Annotated in this window: 16 protein-coding genes; 11 read left to right on the forward strand and 5 right to left on the reverse strand. The window is 62.8% G+C overall.

Going from position 1 to position 15,230, the window contains the following annotated elements; all coding sequences use genetic code 11:
* Positions 1 to 38: 38 nt before the first annotated feature.
* Both J3454_RS02070 and rsmI read right to left on the reverse strand, forming a co-directional pair.
* The gene (locus J3454_RS02070; RefSeq protein ID WP_349512099.1) at positions 39 to 416 is read right to left on the reverse strand and encodes a YraN family protein; all 378 of its coding nucleotides are present in this window, start codon (positions 414 to 416) and stop codon (positions 39 to 41) included.
* Positions 413 to 1,270 carry a 16S rRNA (cytidine(1402)-2'-O)-methyltransferase gene (gene rsmI / locus J3454_RS02075; RefSeq protein WP_349512100.1) on the reverse strand — a complete coding sequence of 286 codons (858 nt, stop codon included), beginning with the start codon at positions 1,268 to 1,270 and terminating at the stop codon, positions 413 to 415. The genes J3454_RS02070 and rsmI overlap by 4 nt, the downstream gene beginning before the upstream one ends.
* Positions 1,271 to 1,320: 50 nt before the next feature.
* On the opposite strand from rsmI, the gene J3454_RS02080 reads away from it, so the two are divergent.
* From J3454_RS02080 to J3454_RS02100, 5 genes are all read left to right on the forward strand, one after another.
* Positions 1,321 to 2,520, forward strand: a complete 1,200-nt coding sequence (locus J3454_RS02080) for a penicillin-binding protein activator (RefSeq protein WP_349512101.1) — start codon at positions 1,321 to 1,323, stop codon at positions 2,518 to 2,520.
* A gap of 56 nt (positions 2,521 to 2,576) precedes the next feature.
* Positions 2,577 to 4,577, forward strand: coding sequence for a DNA topoisomerase IV subunit B (parE, locus tag J3454_RS02085; protein WP_349512102.1), 2,001 nt, complete (start codon positions 2,577 to 2,579; stop codon positions 4,575 to 4,577).
* A complete protein-coding gene (locus tag J3454_RS02090; RefSeq protein ID WP_349512103.1) occupies positions 4,570 to 4,935 on the forward strand; it encodes a hypothetical protein in 366 nt (121 codons plus the stop codon). Before parE ends, J3454_RS02090 begins: the two co-directional genes overlap by 8 nt.
* Before the next feature lie 22 nt (positions 4,936 to 4,957).
* Complete coding sequence (locus J3454_RS02095; RefSeq protein WP_349512104.1) at positions 4,958 to 6,268, forward strand: serine hydrolase; 1,311 nt, start codon at positions 4,958 to 4,960, stop codon at positions 6,266 to 6,268.
* A gap of 81 nt (positions 6,269 to 6,349) precedes the next feature.
* Positions 6,350 to 7,207 (forward strand): AAA family ATPase, encoded by an 858-nt coding sequence (locus J3454_RS02100; RefSeq protein ID WP_349512105.1) that lies wholly within the window; start codon positions 6,350 to 6,352, stop codon positions 7,205 to 7,207.
* A 36-nt stretch (positions 7,208 to 7,243) separates the two neighbouring features.
* Here J3454_RS02100 and J3454_RS02105 read toward each other — a convergent pair whose 3' ends face one another.
* Positions 7,244 to 8,644 carry a methyl-accepting chemotaxis protein gene (locus tag J3454_RS02105; RefSeq protein ID WP_349512106.1) on the reverse strand — a complete coding sequence of 467 codons (1,401 nt, stop codon included), beginning with the start codon at positions 8,642 to 8,644 and terminating at the stop codon, positions 7,244 to 7,246.
* A gap of 131 nt (positions 8,645 to 8,775) precedes the next feature.
* On the opposite strand from J3454_RS02105, the gene J3454_RS02110 reads away from it, so the two are divergent.
* The 3 genes from J3454_RS02110 to J3454_RS02120 are packed head-to-tail and all read left to right on the forward strand — an operon-like array spanning position 8,776 to position 11,184.
* Positions 8,776 to 9,960, forward strand: coding sequence for a vWA domain-containing protein (locus tag J3454_RS02110; RefSeq protein WP_349512107.1), 1,185 nt, complete (start codon positions 8,776 to 8,778; stop codon positions 9,958 to 9,960).
* 47 nt (positions 9,961 to 10,007) lie between these two features.
* Positions 10,008 to 10,322, forward strand: a complete 315-nt coding sequence (locus J3454_RS02115) for a hypothetical protein (RefSeq protein ID WP_349512108.1) — start codon at positions 10,008 to 10,010, stop codon at positions 10,320 to 10,322.
* Between the two features lies 1 nt (position 10,323).
* The gene (locus tag J3454_RS02120; protein WP_349512109.1) at positions 10,324 to 11,184 is read left to right on the forward strand and encodes a DUF817 domain-containing protein; all 861 of its coding nucleotides are present in this window, start codon (positions 10,324 to 10,326) and stop codon (positions 11,182 to 11,184) included.
* On the opposite strand, the gene J3454_RS02125 is transcribed toward J3454_RS02120, so the two are convergent.
* Entirely contained in the window at positions 11,178 to 12,377 is a 1,200-nt protein-coding gene (locus tag J3454_RS02125; protein WP_349512110.1) for an exo-beta-N-acetylmuramidase NamZ family protein, read from the reverse strand. The two genes, J3454_RS02120 and J3454_RS02125, sit on opposite strands and share 7 nt — an antisense overlap.
* Positions 12,378 to 12,449: 72 nt before the next feature.
* On the opposite strand from J3454_RS02125, the gene J3454_RS02130 reads away from it, so the two are divergent.
* Positions 12,450 to 12,950 carry a TspO/MBR family protein gene (locus J3454_RS02130; RefSeq protein ID WP_349512111.1) on the forward strand — a complete coding sequence of 167 codons (501 nt, stop codon included), beginning with the start codon at positions 12,450 to 12,452 and terminating at the stop codon, positions 12,948 to 12,950.
* Here the strand turns inward: J3454_RS02130 and J3454_RS02135 are convergent.
* Positions 12,937 to 13,452: a DOMON domain-containing protein gene (locus J3454_RS02135; protein WP_349512112.1), complete on the reverse strand. Its 516-nt coding sequence runs from the start codon at positions 13,450 to 13,452 to the stop codon at positions 12,937 to 12,939. The two genes, J3454_RS02130 and J3454_RS02135, sit on opposite strands and share 14 nt — an antisense overlap.
* Before the next feature lie 77 nt (positions 13,453 to 13,529).
* Here J3454_RS02135 and tyrS point away from each other — a divergent pair, with 77 nt between their 5' ends.
* Both tyrS and J3454_RS02145 read left to right on the forward strand, forming a co-directional pair.
* Positions 13,530 to 14,759, forward strand: a complete 1,230-nt coding sequence (tyrS, locus tag J3454_RS02140) for a tyrosine--tRNA ligase (RefSeq protein WP_349512113.1) — start codon at positions 13,530 to 13,532, stop codon at positions 14,757 to 14,759.
* A gap of 99 nt (positions 14,760 to 14,858) precedes the next feature.
* On the forward strand, positions 14,859 to 15,197 hold the full coding sequence (locus tag J3454_RS02145; RefSeq protein WP_296716638.1) for a PilZ domain-containing protein: 339 nt from the start codon (positions 14,859 to 14,861) through the stop codon (positions 15,195 to 15,197).
* Positions 15,198 to 15,230: the final 33 nt, after the last annotated feature.

A 15,230-nucleotide genomic window follows, 5' to 3' on the forward strand; every position in this document is an offset into this window, starting at 1 on the left:
TACGGCCCTTCGACAAGCTCAGGGAGAACGGGCGGAATTTATGCAAAGGGCATCCAGGCGTTTTCGATGTGGGTCGGCTTGCGTCCGGGTGCAAGCAGGATGACGTCGATACGGATGTCCTCGCCGTCCGTCGCATAGTTTTGCCACACGCACTCCACTGCCGCCGCCACCCGCCTGAGCCGCCGTTCGTCAATGGCATCGCCCAGCGCAGCGGCACGAGCACGCCATTTGACCTCGACAAAGGCGACCAGACCGGTTCGCTTGGCAATCAGGTCGATCTCGCCCGCCTTGGTCTTGACCCGTTCGGCGACGATCTGCCAGCCCTGCTGGACAAGGTACATTGCGGCCTCCGCCTCGCCTTCGCGTCCGCGCCGGTCCGCCTCGCGGCGCTCGGGAGCGGACCGTTCGACAGTCATTCGCCCTTCAACTCCAAGGCGCGGGCGTAGAGCACCGTCCGATCGATTCCGGTCGCCTTGGCTACCTGCCCTGCAGCCTTGCCCGGCCCCGCATCGTCCAATGCCGCGCGCAGAAGTGCATCGACATCCGCCACCGGCGCCTCGGCCTCAGCGGGCGGGCCGACCAGCAGCACGATCTCCCCCTTGGGCGGGTGCGCTGCGTAATGCGCGGCAAGGCTGGCAGCGGTCCCAGTGCGGCATTCCTCGTGCAGCTTGGTAAGTTCGCGAGCGACAGCCACTTCGCGCTCCGGCCACAACTCGGCGATGGCGAGTAGCGACCGTGTGATACGGGGTGCCGTTTCATAGAACACCAGCGTTGCCGCGACTTCCGCCAGACCTTCCAGCGTCTCACGCCGCGCCTTGTCCTTGACCGGCAGGAAGCCCGCGAACAGGAAACGATCGCTCGGCAGGCCAGCGATCGCAATGCCCGCAATTGCCGCGCAGGCACCCGGAATGCTCGTCACCGTCACGCCCGCCGCGCGCGCTTCGCGCACCAGACGATAGCCTGGATCGGAGATCAGCGGCGTGCCCGCATCGCTCAGCAGCGCGACCGCTCCAGACCTCGCTTGGTCGATAAGACGCGCGCGCACCTCTGGCGGGGCATGATCGTCAAGCCGCTGGAGCCGCGCCTTGATCCCGAGATGTTTGAGCAGCTTGCCCGTGACCCGCGTATCCTCGCATGCAATCAGTGTGCAGGTTTCCAGCACTCTGATCGCGCGCAGGGTAATGTCGGCGAGATTGCCAATCGGGGTCGCCACGATATAGAGCCCGGGTTCGGGAATCCCCGGAGGGATGGATGGAAGCTCACGCGTCATTGCGGGCAGAGCATTGAAGCACCAGCGAGAGGTCGGCAAGGATGAAGCTTATGGTAACGCCAAAATGGGCAGGATGGCTGGCGGCTGCCGGCGGGATCCTGACCCGCCGCAATCTCGCGCTCGCGGGCGCGGCGATGCTGGCTGCCGGGTGCCAAGTCATCCCCAAGGTCGATGTCCCCACCGCGCCGCCCCCGTCTGCGCCGACGCCGGAACCTTCGGCCACCGCGTTGCCGACCGATTCCGGACGCCACCGCATCGCCTTGCTGGTGCCGATGAACGGCGATACCGCAGCCGTGGGGCAAGCCATCGCCAATGCCACCACGATGGCCCTGCTCGACACCAATGCCGCCAACCTGCGGATCACCACCTATGATACCTCTGCCGGCGCATCGGCAGCCGCGCGGCAGGCAATCGCGGACGGGAACCGGCTTATCCTCGGCCCGCTGATGGCCGATGCGGTGCCTGCGGTGCAATCCGCCGCGCGCGGAGCAGGAGTGCCGGTGATCGCGTTCTCGAACGATACCAGCATCGCCAGCCCCGATGTGTTCGTGATGGGTCACAACCCGGAACAATCGATCCGGCGCAGCGTGGAGTTCGCGCGCGGGCGTGGAGCCAACCGTTTCGCCGCGCTGCTGCCCGAAGGCGATTATGGCCAGCGTTCGGCCTCTGCACTCGAAAACGCGCTGCGCGATTACGGCGGCGCGCTGGTCGGGCGCGAAACCTATGCGCGCGGCAATACTGCGATTGTCGGCGCAGCCCAGCGCCTGCGGACCGCGGGCGGATATGACACGGTCGTGATCGCCGACAGCGCGCGGCTCGGGATCGAGGCGGCGGACGTGTTGCAGCGCGATGCCGCATTGCCTACGCGCATCATCGGAACCGAATTATGGAGCGGCGAAGCCGTGCTGGCCCGCGCCGCATCGATGGAAGGTGCGTTGTTTTCGGCGGTCTCCGACCAGCGATACAAACGGTTCGCCGAGAGCTACGAAGCCCGTTTCGGAGCTAAACCCTACCGCGTGGCGACGCTCGGCTATGATGCGGTGCTGCTGACCTTGCGGATCGCACGCGACTGGAAGACTGGCACGCCCTTCCCCAAAAACGAACTCTATGATCGCGGCGGGTTTCTGGGGGTCGACGGCCCGTTCCGTTTCGCCCGCACCGGGGTTGCTGAACGGGCTCTTGAAGTGCGCGAGGTGCGCGGAGGCGAGGTGATCGCGGTCGATCCGGCGCCAAACGATTTCGGTCGCTGAGCAAAACCATGGCGGAACGCTTGTGAGGCGGGCGGACGTGCGCCTATAGCTGGCGTATGTCCGACACCGCCTCCGACGATCTTTTCGCCAACACCCCGACCTCCAGCGGCGATTACAACGCCTCGGCCATCGAGGTGCTGGAAGGACTGGAGCCTGTGCGGCGGCGGCCGGGTATGTATATCGGCGGCACCGACGACCGCGCGCTGCACCATCTGGCTGCCGAAGTGCTCGACAATGCGATGGACGAAGCGGTGGCGGGCCATGCCACGCGGATCGAGATGCGGCTGGAGGAAGGTAACCGCCTTAGCATTGCCGATAACGGACGCGGGATACCCGTCGATGAACACCCCAAGTTTCCGGGCAAGTCCACTCTCGAAGTGATCCTTGCCACGCTGCATTCGGGCGGCAAGTTTTCAGGCAAGGCCTATGCCACCAGCGGTGGGTTGCACGGGGTCGGGGTCAGCGTCGTCAACGCGCTGTCGTCGGACACACGGGTCGAGGTTGCGCGCGATAAACAGCTTTACGCGCAGGAGTTCTCACGCGGGATCACCCAAGGCCCGCTGCAGAGCCTAGGCGCGGCGCCCAACCGGCGCGGCACCACCGTTGTCTTCACTCCCGACACTGAGATTTTCGGCGACCGCAAATTCAGCCCCAAGCGCCTGTTTAAACTCGCCCGCTCGAAGGCCTATCTGTTTGCCGGGGTCGAGATCCGCTGGAAATGCGCGAGCGCCCTCACAAGCGAGGATGTCCCGGCAGAGGCAGTGTTCAAGTTTCCCGGCGGTCTGGCGGATCACCTGGTCGAACAGGTGGGGGCGCGCGAATGCGTTACCGCCCAGCCCTTTACCGGCAAGCAGGACTTCGCGGAAGTCGCGGGCGTGGCGCAGGGCCGGGTCGAATGGGCGATCGCCTGGCCGCTCTATTCCGACGGCTCGACCAGCTGGTATTGCAACACCGTGCCTACCCCCGATGGCGGCACGCATGAGCAAGGTCTGCGCACTGCGCTTACCCGCGGGCTGCGCGCTTTCGGCGAACTGGTCGGTGCAAAGAAGGCCAAGGACATTACCGCCGACGATGTGATGACCGGTGCAGAAGTGATGCTCAGCGTCTTTGTCCGCGATCCGCAATTCCAGTCGCAGACCAAGGACCGCCTGACCTCCCCTGAGGCCGCGCGCCTCGTCGAAAACGCGGTGCGCGATCACTTCGACCACTTCCTCACCGACAATATGGAGCGCGGCAAGGCGCTGCTTGGCGAGGTGATGGAGCGGATGGACGAGCGCCTGAAGCGCAAGCAGGAACGCGAGATCAAGCGCAAGACCGCGACCAGCGCCAAGAAACTGCGCCTGCCTGGCAAGCTCACGGATTGCAGCGGCGAAGGCGGGCGCGAGACCGAACTGTTCATCGTCGAAGGCGACAGTGCGGGCGGCAGCGCTAAACAGGCGCGCGACCGCAAGAGCCAAGCGATTCTGCCGATCCGTGGCAAGATATTGAACGTCGCTTCAGCCACCAACGACAAGATCCGCGCCAATTCCGAAATCGCCGATCTGGCGCTGGCGCTGGGCTGCGGCACCCGCAAGGACTGCGACGCGGAAAACCTGCGCTATGACCGCATCATCATCATGACCGACGCCGATGTCGACGGCGCGCATATCGCGACACTGCTGATGACGTTCTTCTTTCAGGAAATGCCCGACATCGTGCGCAAAGGGCACCTGTTCCTCGCCCAGCCTCCGCTCTACCGCCTGACTGCGGGCAAGGAGAGCCATTATGCCCGCGACGATATGCACCGGTCGGAACTGGAAGCGACGGTGTTCAAGGGCAAAAAGGTCGAAGTAAGCCGCTTCAAAGGGCTCGGCGAAATGAACCCACAGCAATTGCGCGAAACCACCATGGCGCCCGAAACGCGCGGGCTGATCCGCATCACGCTGCCACAGGAGTTCGAGGAACGCGCAGGCGTGGCGCGTCTGGTGGACGAGTTGATGGGCCGCAACCCCGAACACCGCTTCAACTTCATCCAGAACCGCGCGGGCGAGGTGGATCGCGCGTCGATCGATGCCTGATCGCTATCCCGACCCGCGCAAGGAAGACATCATGGCGGGCGACCGCCGCTTGTCGCGTCCCGACAGCGCCTTGCCGGATTCGATCATCCCCGATGCCGCCTATCGTCCCATCCCGATCGCGTGGTTCGCAGCGGCGTTCCTGCTGCAGATGGCGGCGTTGTACGCGATCTTTGTTGCGTTGCTCGGCCAGTCGGGCTGGGTGACGATCGGCCTGTCGGCCCTCGCCACCGGAGCCATCGGTAAGTGGACATGGGAGCGCGGGATGCAGGGCGCCGGGCCGGGCTGGAGGCTTGCAACGGTGCTGTTACTGGCAGGGCAGCTTGGCTTCGTGTGTCTGGGGGCTGCCGCCCGCTTGTGACGAACATGACCGGAGAAAAACGATGCTGCACAAGCGCGTGCTTGTCATTGCCGGATTAATTCTGAGCCTGCCTGCGGTGCCGCTGATGGCTCAGCAATCCGCCGGGATCGCGGCGCCGGCGGCGCAAACCCCGTTGGAGATTCGGAGCCAGCAGATCGTGGGCGTGATCAACGGCACCGTCATGCCCGAGGACGTGTTCAGTGAAGCCTTTCTGGCCGCCATTCCCGCCGCCCAGTTGACGCAGTTGAGCGCCAACCTGACGGCCCAATTCGGCCCCGCGGTCGAGGTTGCGCTGCTCGATCCGCGCGACGGCACCAGCGCTGCGCTGGAAATCCGGTTCGAGCGCGGGCTCGCCAAGGGCGGCATCGCTATCGATCCGGCAGCGGATAACCGGGTGACCGGACTTGTCTTCAACACAGTGGATTCGCTGGCGATCGAAGGCGACACGCCGGAGCAGATCGCCGCTGACCTGGCCGCGTTGCCGGGAAGTGTGAATGCATGGTTCGCCCCGCTCGATGGCGGCACGCCGGCGATCAGCATCGGCGCCGACACACCAATGGCGCTGGGTTCGACCTTCAAGCTGTACGTGCTGGCCGCGCTGGCGGAGGATGTGAAGGCGGGCAAGCGGCGATGGGGTGACGTCGTGCCGCTCACCCAGAGGAGCTATCCCAGCGGCAAGCTACAGGATTGGCCCGCGGGCGCGCCGCTGACGCTGCACACGCTCGCCAGCCTGATGATCTCGATCAGCGACAACACCGCGACCGATCAGCTGATTGCAGTGCTGGGCAAGAAGCGCATCCATGATCTGATGCGCGATAGCGGCCACGCCGATCCTGCGGCCAACGATCCGTTTCTGACAACGCGCGAGTTCTTCACCCTCAAGGCAAGCGAACCGGAAATCATAGCGGCATGGCGCACCAGAAATGTGGCGGGACGCGTCGCGCTGCTGTTGGCCGAAGTGGCACACAGCAGGCCTGCGCTTGAAACCGTGAATGCCGCCTTCGCTGGCGGCCCCAAGGCAATCGACATCGAATGGTTCGCCTCGCCCGCCGACCTTGCCAAGCTGTTTGTCCACATGCGCCGCACCGGCGACCCCAAGGTGTTCGACATCATGGCGATCAACCCGTCGGCCACACCGGCGATAAGAGCGAATTGGGACTATATCGGCTTCAAGGGCGGATCGGAGCCGGGGGTGCTCAACCTCACCTGGTTGCTGCGCGACAAGGCCGGTGCGTTGCATGTGCTGACCTTGGCGTGGAACAATCCGGCGGCGAGCGTCGATCAAGGCGCATTGGAAGCAATTGCCCAGCGCATCCTGTTGCTGCCGCGCTGATCTGCTGCCCCACAACCCCTTGCGCGAGGCGGTGCCGCCCCTTATCGCTTGCCGTCAAATTCAGTCTCACAAGGAAACCCGATGTCAGATCAACAGCGTTTCGAAGGCACCAAGTCCTATATCGCGACCGAAGACCTCAAGGTTGCGGTCAATGCCGCCGTCACGCTGCGCCGCCCGTTGCTGGTGAAGGGCGAACCCGGCACCGGCAAGACCGTGCTGGCGCATGAGATTTCCAAGGCATTGGGCGCCCCCCTGTTCGAATGGAACATCAAGTCGACCACCAAGGCGCATCAAGGCCTGTACGAATACGATGCGGTGGCGCGTCTGCGTGACGGCCAGTTGGGTGAAGAGCGCGTCCACGACATCCGCAACTACATTAAGAAGGGCAAGCTGTGGGAAGCCTTCACCGCGCCGCAGTTGCCCGTGCTGCTGATCGACGAGATCGACAAGGCTGATATCGAATTCCCGAACGACCTGTTGCAGGAATTGGACCGGATGAGCTTCGACGTTTACGAAACGCAGGAGCGGATCGAGGCCAAGGAGCGCCCGATCGTCGTCATCACCTCGAACAATGAAAAGGAACTGCCGGACGCATTTCTGCGCCGCTGTTTCTTCCACTACATCAAGTTCCCCGACCGCGAGACGATGCAGGAAATCATCGACGTCCACTTCCCCGGTATCCAGAAGGTACTGGTGAAGAAGGCGATGGATATCTTCTACGACCTGCGCGACGTGCCAGGCTTGAAGAAGAAGCCGTCGACTTCTGAACTCCTCGATTGGCTGAAGTTGCTGCTGAACGAGGACATGCCGCTGGAGGTGTTGCAGAACAGCAATCCGGCGAGCGCAATCCCGCCACTCCACGGCGCGCTGCTGAAGAACGAACAGGACATCATGCTGTTCGAACGCCTAGCCTTCATGGCGCGGCGCAACCCGACCTGAGGGGGGCATGGGCGGGATCGGCTCCCGCCCTAAACCTCAATCGAAGCGGTAAGCCAGCTCGAAATCGCCCCAGCGCCGACCGCCGATCACCAGCGGGACATAGACGTTGCGCACCACGTGATATGTCCGCCCATCGCCCTCCTGACGATAGACCGCCATCATGTAGGGCGCCCGGCTCTCCTTGGCTTTGCGGTCGATCGCTTCCAACATGATCCGGCCGTTGCGGCAGAACTGGGTGTCGTGCGTGACGTCGCCGGTGGGGTTGCGCGAACGTTCGGTCAGGTGGGTCGGCAGGAAACCGTTCATATCAGTGCAGGCCGCCGCCAGCACGCGCGTGTCGCTGGCCTTTGCGCGGTCGAGGAACGGGCGCCATTCTGATTGCGCCCAGTCTGACAGGCGCGTGCGGAACAGCTGCGGATTGGTGTTCGGCACCGGCTTGTAATCGGTGTCGAAAATCGCTCCTACATCGAGCTTGCCTGCCGCCAGAGCCGCCTCGGTATGCGCCGCCAGCGCCTTCATCATTTCTTGCGCACGCTCCACCATCGCGCTGTCATCGGGGCTGAGCCCGGCCTGCACGATCCGGTCGAACATTTCGCTGGCGGTGATTTCCAGATCTTCCATCTTGCGATGCGCGCCGTGCAGCCGGTCTTCATTGCTGCGCGAGGCCGCGTCATAGCTGGTCAGCACGCGCTGCACCTTGTCGACATGGCCGCTGATCGTGCCGGTGGAACGGGCGATGACGTCGTTCTGCTTGTCGACCTCTTCGACCAGTTCGCCAACATTGGCGATCGTGTTTTCGATCCGTGCAACCGAAGCCTTGGCCTCGCCGCTGGCGCGTGCACCGGCCTCGATCCGGCCGATCACCAGTTCCGCCTCGCCGCCCAATGCATCGATGGTCTGGGCGATTTCCTCGGTTGCCTTGCGGGTGTCGTTGGCGAGGCTTTTCACCTCGCTCGCCACCACTGCAAACGTCCGCCCGGCATCGCCTGCGCGCATGGCCTCGATGGTGGCGTTCAGCGCGAGGATGTTGGTCGTCTCGGCGATGTTGTCGATATCCTGCGCGCTGCGGCGCACCTGTTCCATCGCGGCGGAAAAACTGGTGACGTGCTGGCCGAGTGCTTCCACCAGCTCGATCAAGGATCCGATCTGGCCGAGCGATGATTGAATCAGTGCCGTCCCTTCAGATAGCCGGTCGATCGCGCGTTCGGACAGCAACCGCGCCTCGTCGCTTGCTTCGGCGACCTTCGTCTGGTCAGCCTCCAGCGCGCGCACAGTATCGCGCAGCGCTTCGTGTTCGGAACGCAGCGTCTTGGACGAAGCGATCACTGCTTCGACCACACCCGCCACATCGGTGCACCCCACCGTCACCGCGCCGCAGCTTTCGGGGATCATCCCCAAGGCATGAGCATTGGCGACGTCAATGGCGATGGGTTTCATGTTCTGTGCGGCCCTTGTTCCGGTCGGCGCACTTTAGGCTTGCGATGGTAAGCGAAGCGTTAAGGCCCGGCGTCCGGCCAACCCGATAAAGGGGACTGGTCAGGCCCGCACACGCGGGTTAAGCAGCCCCCATGTTCTTCAATTTCATCGACGAGCTGCGGGCTGCCGGGATCGGTGCCAGTTTCAAGGAGCACCTCACGCTGCTGGAGGCGCTCGACCGCGACGTGATCGACCAGACGCCCGAGGCGTTCTATTACCTCTCCCGCGCCACTTTTGTGAAGGATGAAGGCCTGCTCGATCGGTTCGATCAGGTGTTCCACAAGGTGTTCAAGGGGATCATGTCCGATTACGGCCAGAACCCGGTCGAGATCCCCGAGGACTGGTTGAAAGCCGTCGCCGAGAAGTTCCTTTCCCCCGAGGAAATGGAGAAGATCAAGTCACTCGGCGATTGGGACGAGATCATGGAGACGCTGAAGAAGCGGCTCGAAGAACAGGAAAAGCGCCACCAAGGTGGCAACAAGTGGGTCGGCACCGGCGGCACCTCCCCCTTCGGCCATTCGGGCTACAACCCCGAAGGCGTGCGCATCGGCGGCGAGAGCAAGCACGGCAAGGCGATCAAGGTCTGGGAAAAGCGCGAGTTCAAGAACCTCGATAACACCAAGGAACTTGGCACCCGCAACATTAAGATGGCGCTGCGGCGCTTGCGGCGTTTCGCCCGCGAAGGTGCGCAGGACCAGCTCGATATCGACGCCACGATCAAGGGCACGGCCAAGCAAGGCTGGCTCGACATCCACATGCGCGCCGAACGGCGCAATGCGGTGAAATTGCTGTTGTTCCTCGACGTCGGCGGGTCGATGGACCCTTTCATCAAGCTGGTCGAGGAGCTGTTCAGCGCCGCGACGTCAGAATTCAAGAACATGGAGTTCTTCTACTTCCACAACTGCCTCTACGAGGGCGTGTGGAAGGACAACAAGCGCCGCTGGCAGGAACGCACCAAGACCTGGGACGTGCTCCACAAATACGGGCACGATTACAAGATCGTGTTCGTCGGCGATGCGGCGATGAGCCCCTACGAGGTCACGCATCCGGGCGGTAGCGTCGAACACATGAACGAGGAAGCCGGCGCGGTGTGGCTACAGCGCGTGACCAACACCTATCCCGCGACCGTGTGGCTCAACCCGGTGCCGGAAAAGCAGTGGAACTATTCGCAGTCGACCAAGATGATCAAGCAGCTCGTCAATGACCGGATGTATCCGCTGACGCTTGACGGGCTGGACGATGCGATGCGGGAGCTGTCGCGGAAACACGGGGCTTGAGACTGAGGGCGTTCCTCGCTGCGAGAAGGCTGGAGATACGACGACGTTTGTTCAGCTCACCGCGGGCCAGCTATTTTATTTTGAGCAGCGGTCTCGAGCGTGAAATGGCAAAGGGTTGGGTGTTCGCCCTGCCCGTTTTGTTCGCGCTGACAACTCGCTCTGACCCTGCCTTTATCCTCATACTCTCGATCGTTGCCCTTCCCGGTATCGCCTATGCCGTTTTCGCGGGGATAGTAGGCTTCAAAGCATATGCCGAATGGAGCGACACCTTTTACGACAAGCACACGAAGAAGACCCTGGCTCCCGAATATCAAGCAACTGAAAGTGCAATCCGAGCGCGAAGAAAGCGTCGCAAATCGTAACATGGTGGTTGAGTTCCGCCACACCCGCTTCGAGGCCGTCCGCCTCCGGCTCGAAGCCTTCGATCCCGGCACGGGCTGGCGGCTGTGGCTTTATGAGTTCCTGCTGTTCGGGTTCAAGCAAGGCTGGGCCTGCCTGTTCGGCGGCGTGCTGCTGGCGCTGCTGCTCGGCACGCACCTGTTTTACCCCGATGACGCACCCATCCACCGCTATGACTTCCTGACCATCGCCGCCATCGCCATCCAGGCATGGATGCTCGCATTCAGGCTTGAGACATGGCGCGAGGCGCGGGTGATCCTCATCTTCCATGTCGTCGGCACCGTAATGGAGTTGTTCAAGACGCAGGCCGGATCATGGACCTATCCCGAGGCGAGCGTGCTCCACATTGGCGCGGTGCCGCTGTTTTCGGGGTTCCTGTATGCCGCCGTTGGCAGCTACATCGCGCGGGTGTGGCGGATTTTCGATTTCCGCTTCACCGGCTATCCGCCCGCTTGGGTCACATGGGCGCTGGCGGCGGCGATCTATATCAACTTCTTTGCCCACCACTACACGATCGACGTCAGATGGGGACTGTTTGCCGCCACGGCGGTGATCTTCTGGCGTACCCGCGTCCACTTCCGCAATTGGCGCGCCCACCGCTGGATGCCGCTGCTGGTTGGTTTCGGTCTCGTCGCGCTATTCATCTGGTTTGCCGAGAACATCGCCACCTTCGCCAATGCCTGGAACTATCCCGGGCAGGAGAACGAGTGGCGCATGGTCAGCCTCGCCAAATATGGAAGCTGGTATCTGCTGATGCTGATCAGCTTCGTGTTGGTGACGCTGGTGCAGCCAGTGCGCAGGCCCGAGGGCGACGCCGATCAGTAAAGCAAATGCCCGCGTACCATCTGCACCCACGCCGCCTCGTCATGTGACGCCACGACGTCAAGATCATGCGACGTCGCGGCGCTGTCATCGACCCATTGCCGCAGGGATGGTCCGCCGTTGATGACGTCGATGGCAAGGCGCGACAATTCGTATTCGTAAGGGAAGTCGCGCCACAGCGGATAGCTGGGATACAGCCGCCGGATTGCCTTGAACCCCAGCGCCTGCAGCCGCCAAGGCTTGAAGGCATGGTGCTCGTAGAATCCAGCTTCTGCGTGGATCATCAGTGCGTTGCAAAGCTTTCCTGCGTGCTTGTGGAAAGTCGGTTCGAACCAGCATTCACGGATCGCGCAACCCGCCAGCCACTCGGGCGCGTGGCGGTGCATTTCTGTCAGCACCGCTTTGGCGTCGATATCGGGCGCGCCAAACAGCACCTCCAATGGCCGCGTGGTGCCGCGCCCTTCTGACAGCGTGGTGCCTTCCAGCATCACGGTTCCAGCATAGCAGCGCGCCATGTTGACGTTGGCGGCATTGGGGGAGGGATTGATCCACAGCCGTGACGTCGGCCAGCCCCAGCTGCCATCCTCGTCGGGCCGCCAGCCTTCCATCGCCACCACGCGGTATGCGACGTCGAGACTGAAGTGCTCGATGAACCAGTGGCCCATCTCACCCATCGTCAGCCCGTGGCGCATCGGCATCGGAGCGGCGCCGACGAAGCTTTCCTGACCCGGCACCAGCAGCGTACCTTCGACCGGGCGACCAGCGGGATTGGGCCGGTCGAGAACCCAGACTTCCTTGCCCGCCTTGGCCGCTTCCTCCAGCAAATACAGCAAGGTGGTGACGAAGGTATAGATCCGGCAGCCGAGATCCTGCAGGTCGAACAGGAAGACATCCGCACTGGTCATCATCTGCCCGGTCGGACGGCGCACCTCGCCATAGAGCGAGAAGATCGGGATGCCGTAATGCGGATCCATCTCGTCCGCGGTCTCGACCATGTTGTCTTGCTTGTCGCCCTTTAGCCCGTGCTGCGGGCCGAACGCGCTGGAGATCGTCACCCCCGCCGCGATCAGCGCATCGAGGCTGTGCTGAAGGTCTGACGTCACGCTGGCCGGATGGGCAACCAGCGCCACGCGGCGGCCCTTGAGTTGTGCCAGCAGTGCGGGATCGGCGAGCAGCCGGTCAATTCCTGTCTTCATAAGCGGACGGGTTGAAGCAGCCCTGCGGCAAAGGCAATGGCATTTGCGCCAGCTTTGCCTATATGCAGTAGCATGGATTGGACCTACGCCCTCATCGCCGCCGCCTGGGCCATCATCTTGGGCGGCGCGGGCGGCGCGCTGACCGATATCGGTCAATGGTATCGCGATCTGAACAAGCCGCGCTGGCAGCCGCCCGATTGGCTGTTCGGCCCTGCCTGGACGATCATCCTCGGCCTGGCTGGCTGGAGCTTCTATATTGGTCTGACGTCAGCCCCCACGCCAGAGGCGCGCATTGGGGTTTATGCGCTGTTCGGGGCCAATTTTGTGCTGCATTTCCTGTGGTCGCCATTGTTCTTCAAACTGCGCCGTCCGGATTGGGCGCTGGCGGAGAACGTGCTGCTGTGGACGTCTGTTACCGCGCTCATGGTGGTGTTGCCACGCCTTGTGGGGGATAGCTTTGCAGGCTGGCTCAACGTACCCTATTTCATCTGGGTAAGCTTCGCCTTCGTGCTCAACGCCACCATCGTGAAGCTGAACGCCCCGTTCGGGGCTCAGAAGGCTAGCGCTCGATAATCAGCTGACGGCAGGCTTCGGAGTGGAACTCCGGCTTGCCCGGCGCGAAAGCCAGAGCCCAGAACTGCATTCCGCCATCGGGGTGCTCGACAATCGCGTTGAGCGCCACCTGTGCGGGTGATGGGAGTTCGGCGGCGATGCTGGCTTTGAGCACAAGGCCGTCCCCATCATGCCAACATGAGATCGCGATGGATTCTACCGGCGCATCCCGCATCCCTTCGCGGAACGAGTCGAAGTCGTAAGCCGCCCAGCGTCCCGACGGCGAGAGGTTGAACTCGCGGTAATATGTCCCGCCCAGCGGCTGCCAGAATATTTCGAAGCAAGTGGTCTGCCACAAACTATCCATCCGTTCGGGCGCAGCGGGAGCAGGCAGGACAATTGCGGGGACATGGCCGTCGAGCCGGAACTCCGCTTCGCAGCCCTGCGGCGTGGCGGTGATGGCAGCGGTCACGGCGCGTACGGGTCCGAGATCGCAGGTCTGATGGAGCATGAGCGGTTGCATCGCCTGTCCATGCCGCTGACCCGCATGGCGGGCAAGTCTCTTCCCGTCGCCCTCCCCCGCTGTTAAGCGCCGCCCTTATGACCAGCTACGAATCCGACCTCCTGCGCCTGCTTGATGAGCGCGGCCATATTCACCAGATGACCGATCCGGTCGCACTGGACAAGCTTGCGCGCAGCGAAATAATCACGGCCTATGTCGGGTTCGATCCCACCGCACCCTCGCTGCACATCGGCAACCTCGCATCGATCATGCTGCTGCGCCGGGTCCAGCAGGCCGGACATCGGCCGATTGTGATTATGGGAGGCGGAACCGCCAAGGTGGGTGATCCATCGGGCAAGGACGAAACCCGCCAGATGCTTACCGATGCGGTGCTGGCCAGCAACATCGCGTCGATCAAGAACAGCTTTCGCCAGATACTCCGATTCGACGACAGTCCGACAGGGGCGCTGCTCATCAACAATGACGATTGGTTGAGCCAACTGGGTTACATCGAATTGCTGCGCGCGGTAGGATCGCATCTCACCATCAACCGGATGCTCACGTTCGACTCAGTGCGCTTGCGGCTTGATCGCGAACAGCCGCTCACCTTTCTCGAATTCAATTACATGATCATGCAAGCCTATGATTTCGTAGTGCTTTCACGGGAATATGGCTGCAAGCTGCAACTCGGTGGCAGCGACCAATGGGGCAACATCATCAATGGCGTCGAGTTGGCGCGCCGGATCGACGGAACCGAAGTCTATGGTGTGACAGCGCCACTGATCACCCGCGCGGACGGGCAGAAGATGGGCAAGTCGGTTTCGGGAGCAGTGTGGCTCAACGAGGACCAGCTGCCCGCCTACGATTTCTGGCAATATTGGCGCAATGTCGATGATCGCGACGTGGGCCGGTTCCTGCGGTTGTTCACCGATTTGCCGCTGGATGAGATCACGCGGCTCGAAGCGCTCGAAGGGGCAGAAATCAACGCCGCCAAAACCGTTCTGGCCAATCAGGTGACCGCATTGGTACGCGGTGCCGAAGCCGCTGCGCGCGCCGAGGCGACCGCCCGCGAGACTTTCGCCGGGAGCGGGGCGGGAGAGGATTTGCCCAGCATGGCCACCGGCCCCGAGGGTGCGCGCATCGCCGCCCTGCTGACCGAACTCGGCCTCACCGCCTCCAACGGAGAGGCCAAGCGCAAGCTCGCTGAAGGCGCTGTGAAGCTGGATGGCGCGACGATCACCGATCCGGCGTATCTTGTCGTGCCTGAAGACGGTCAGACGCTTCGGCTCAGCCTCGGCAAGAAACGCCACGCGCTGATCCGGCGTTGAAGCGCGCCCACAAACCGGGGCCAGAGGCTTTTACCAAATCGAAGGCTTTCTGAGGCAATCTTGTCGTTCGGGTCGATATCAGAACAAAGGATCGCATTGGTGGCTGGCGGAGCGAGTCTAAGCGTAACCGACATGCGGCGCGCCGCGCGTCATCCGGTCGACTTTCCGGTGATTGCCGAGCATTTCGAGCACGGCGATATCAAATTGCATATCTGCAACCTTTCGGCCCACGGTTTCATGGTCGATGATGGGGCTCGCCTCGCACGCGGCGACCGGATCATCATTCGCCTTCCGATTGTCGGGCGGATCGAAGCCTACGTGATCTGGACGAGGGACCTGCGCGCTGGCTTCCAGTTCGAACGGATCATCCGGCTCGATGATTTCATCGCCATCATTGACGAGCTGCAACCCAATCCACGCTTGCGCCGCTCGCGCTGACCGGGACGGATAGGCGAGCCTGAAGGCCGTCAA

This window comes from Erythrobacter sp. NFXS35 (genome assembly GCF_040148725.1).
Lineage (GTDB): Bacteria > Pseudomonadota > Alphaproteobacteria > Sphingomonadales > Sphingomonadaceae > Erythrobacter.

Excerpts from the sequence above, each read along its gene's own strand:
- J3454_RS02090 (WP_349512103.1), top strand. The coding sequence starts at position 4,570 with ATGCCTGATCGCTATCCCGACCCGCGCAAGGAAGACATCATGGCGGGC.
- tyrS (WP_349512113.1), top strand. The coding sequence starts at position 13,530 with ATGACCAGCTACGAATCCGACCTCCTGCGCCTGCTTGATGAGCGCGGC.
- J3454_RS02080 (WP_349512101.1), top strand. The coding sequence starts at position 1,321 with ATGGTAACGCCAAAATGGGCAGGATGGCTGGCGGCTGCCGGCGGGATC.
- J3454_RS02095 (WP_349512104.1), top strand. The coding sequence starts at position 4,958 with ATGCTGCACAAGCGCGTGCTTGTCATTGCCGGATTAATTCTGAGCCTG.
- J3454_RS02120 (WP_349512109.1), top strand. The coding sequence starts at position 10,324 with ATGGTGGTTGAGTTCCGCCACACCCGCTTCGAGGCCGTCCGCCTCCGG.
- J3454_RS02070 (WP_349512099.1), bottom strand. The coding sequence starts at position 416 with ATGACTGTCGAACGGTCCGCTCCCGAGCGCCGCGAGGCGGACCGGCGC.
- J3454_RS02105 (WP_349512106.1), bottom strand. The coding sequence starts at position 8,644 with ATGAAACCCATCGCCATTGACGTCGCCAATGCTCATGCCTTGGGGATG.
- J3454_RS02125 (WP_349512110.1), bottom strand. The coding sequence starts at position 12,377 with ATGAAGACAGGAATTGACCGGCTGCTCGCCGATCCCGCACTGCTGGCA.
- J3454_RS02100 (WP_349512105.1), top strand. The coding sequence starts at position 6,350 with ATGTCAGATCAACAGCGTTTCGAAGGCACCAAGTCCTATATCGCGACC.
- J3454_RS02110 (WP_349512107.1), top strand. The coding sequence starts at position 8,776 with ATGTTCTTCAATTTCATCGACGAGCTGCGGGCTGCCGGGATCGGTGCC.
- J3454_RS02135 (WP_349512112.1), bottom strand. The coding sequence starts at position 13,452 with ATGCAACCGCTCATGCTCCATCAGACCTGCGATCTCGGACCCGTACGC.
- J3454_RS02130 (WP_349512111.1), top strand. The coding sequence starts at position 12,450 with ATGGATTGGACCTACGCCCTCATCGCCGCCGCCTGGGCCATCATCTTG.
- parE (WP_349512102.1), top strand. The coding sequence starts at position 2,577 with ATGTCCGACACCGCCTCCGACGATCTTTTCGCCAACACCCCGACCTCC.
- rsmI (WP_349512100.1), bottom strand. The coding sequence starts at position 1,270 with ATGACGCGTGAGCTTCCATCCATCCCTCCGGGGATTCCCGAACCCGGG.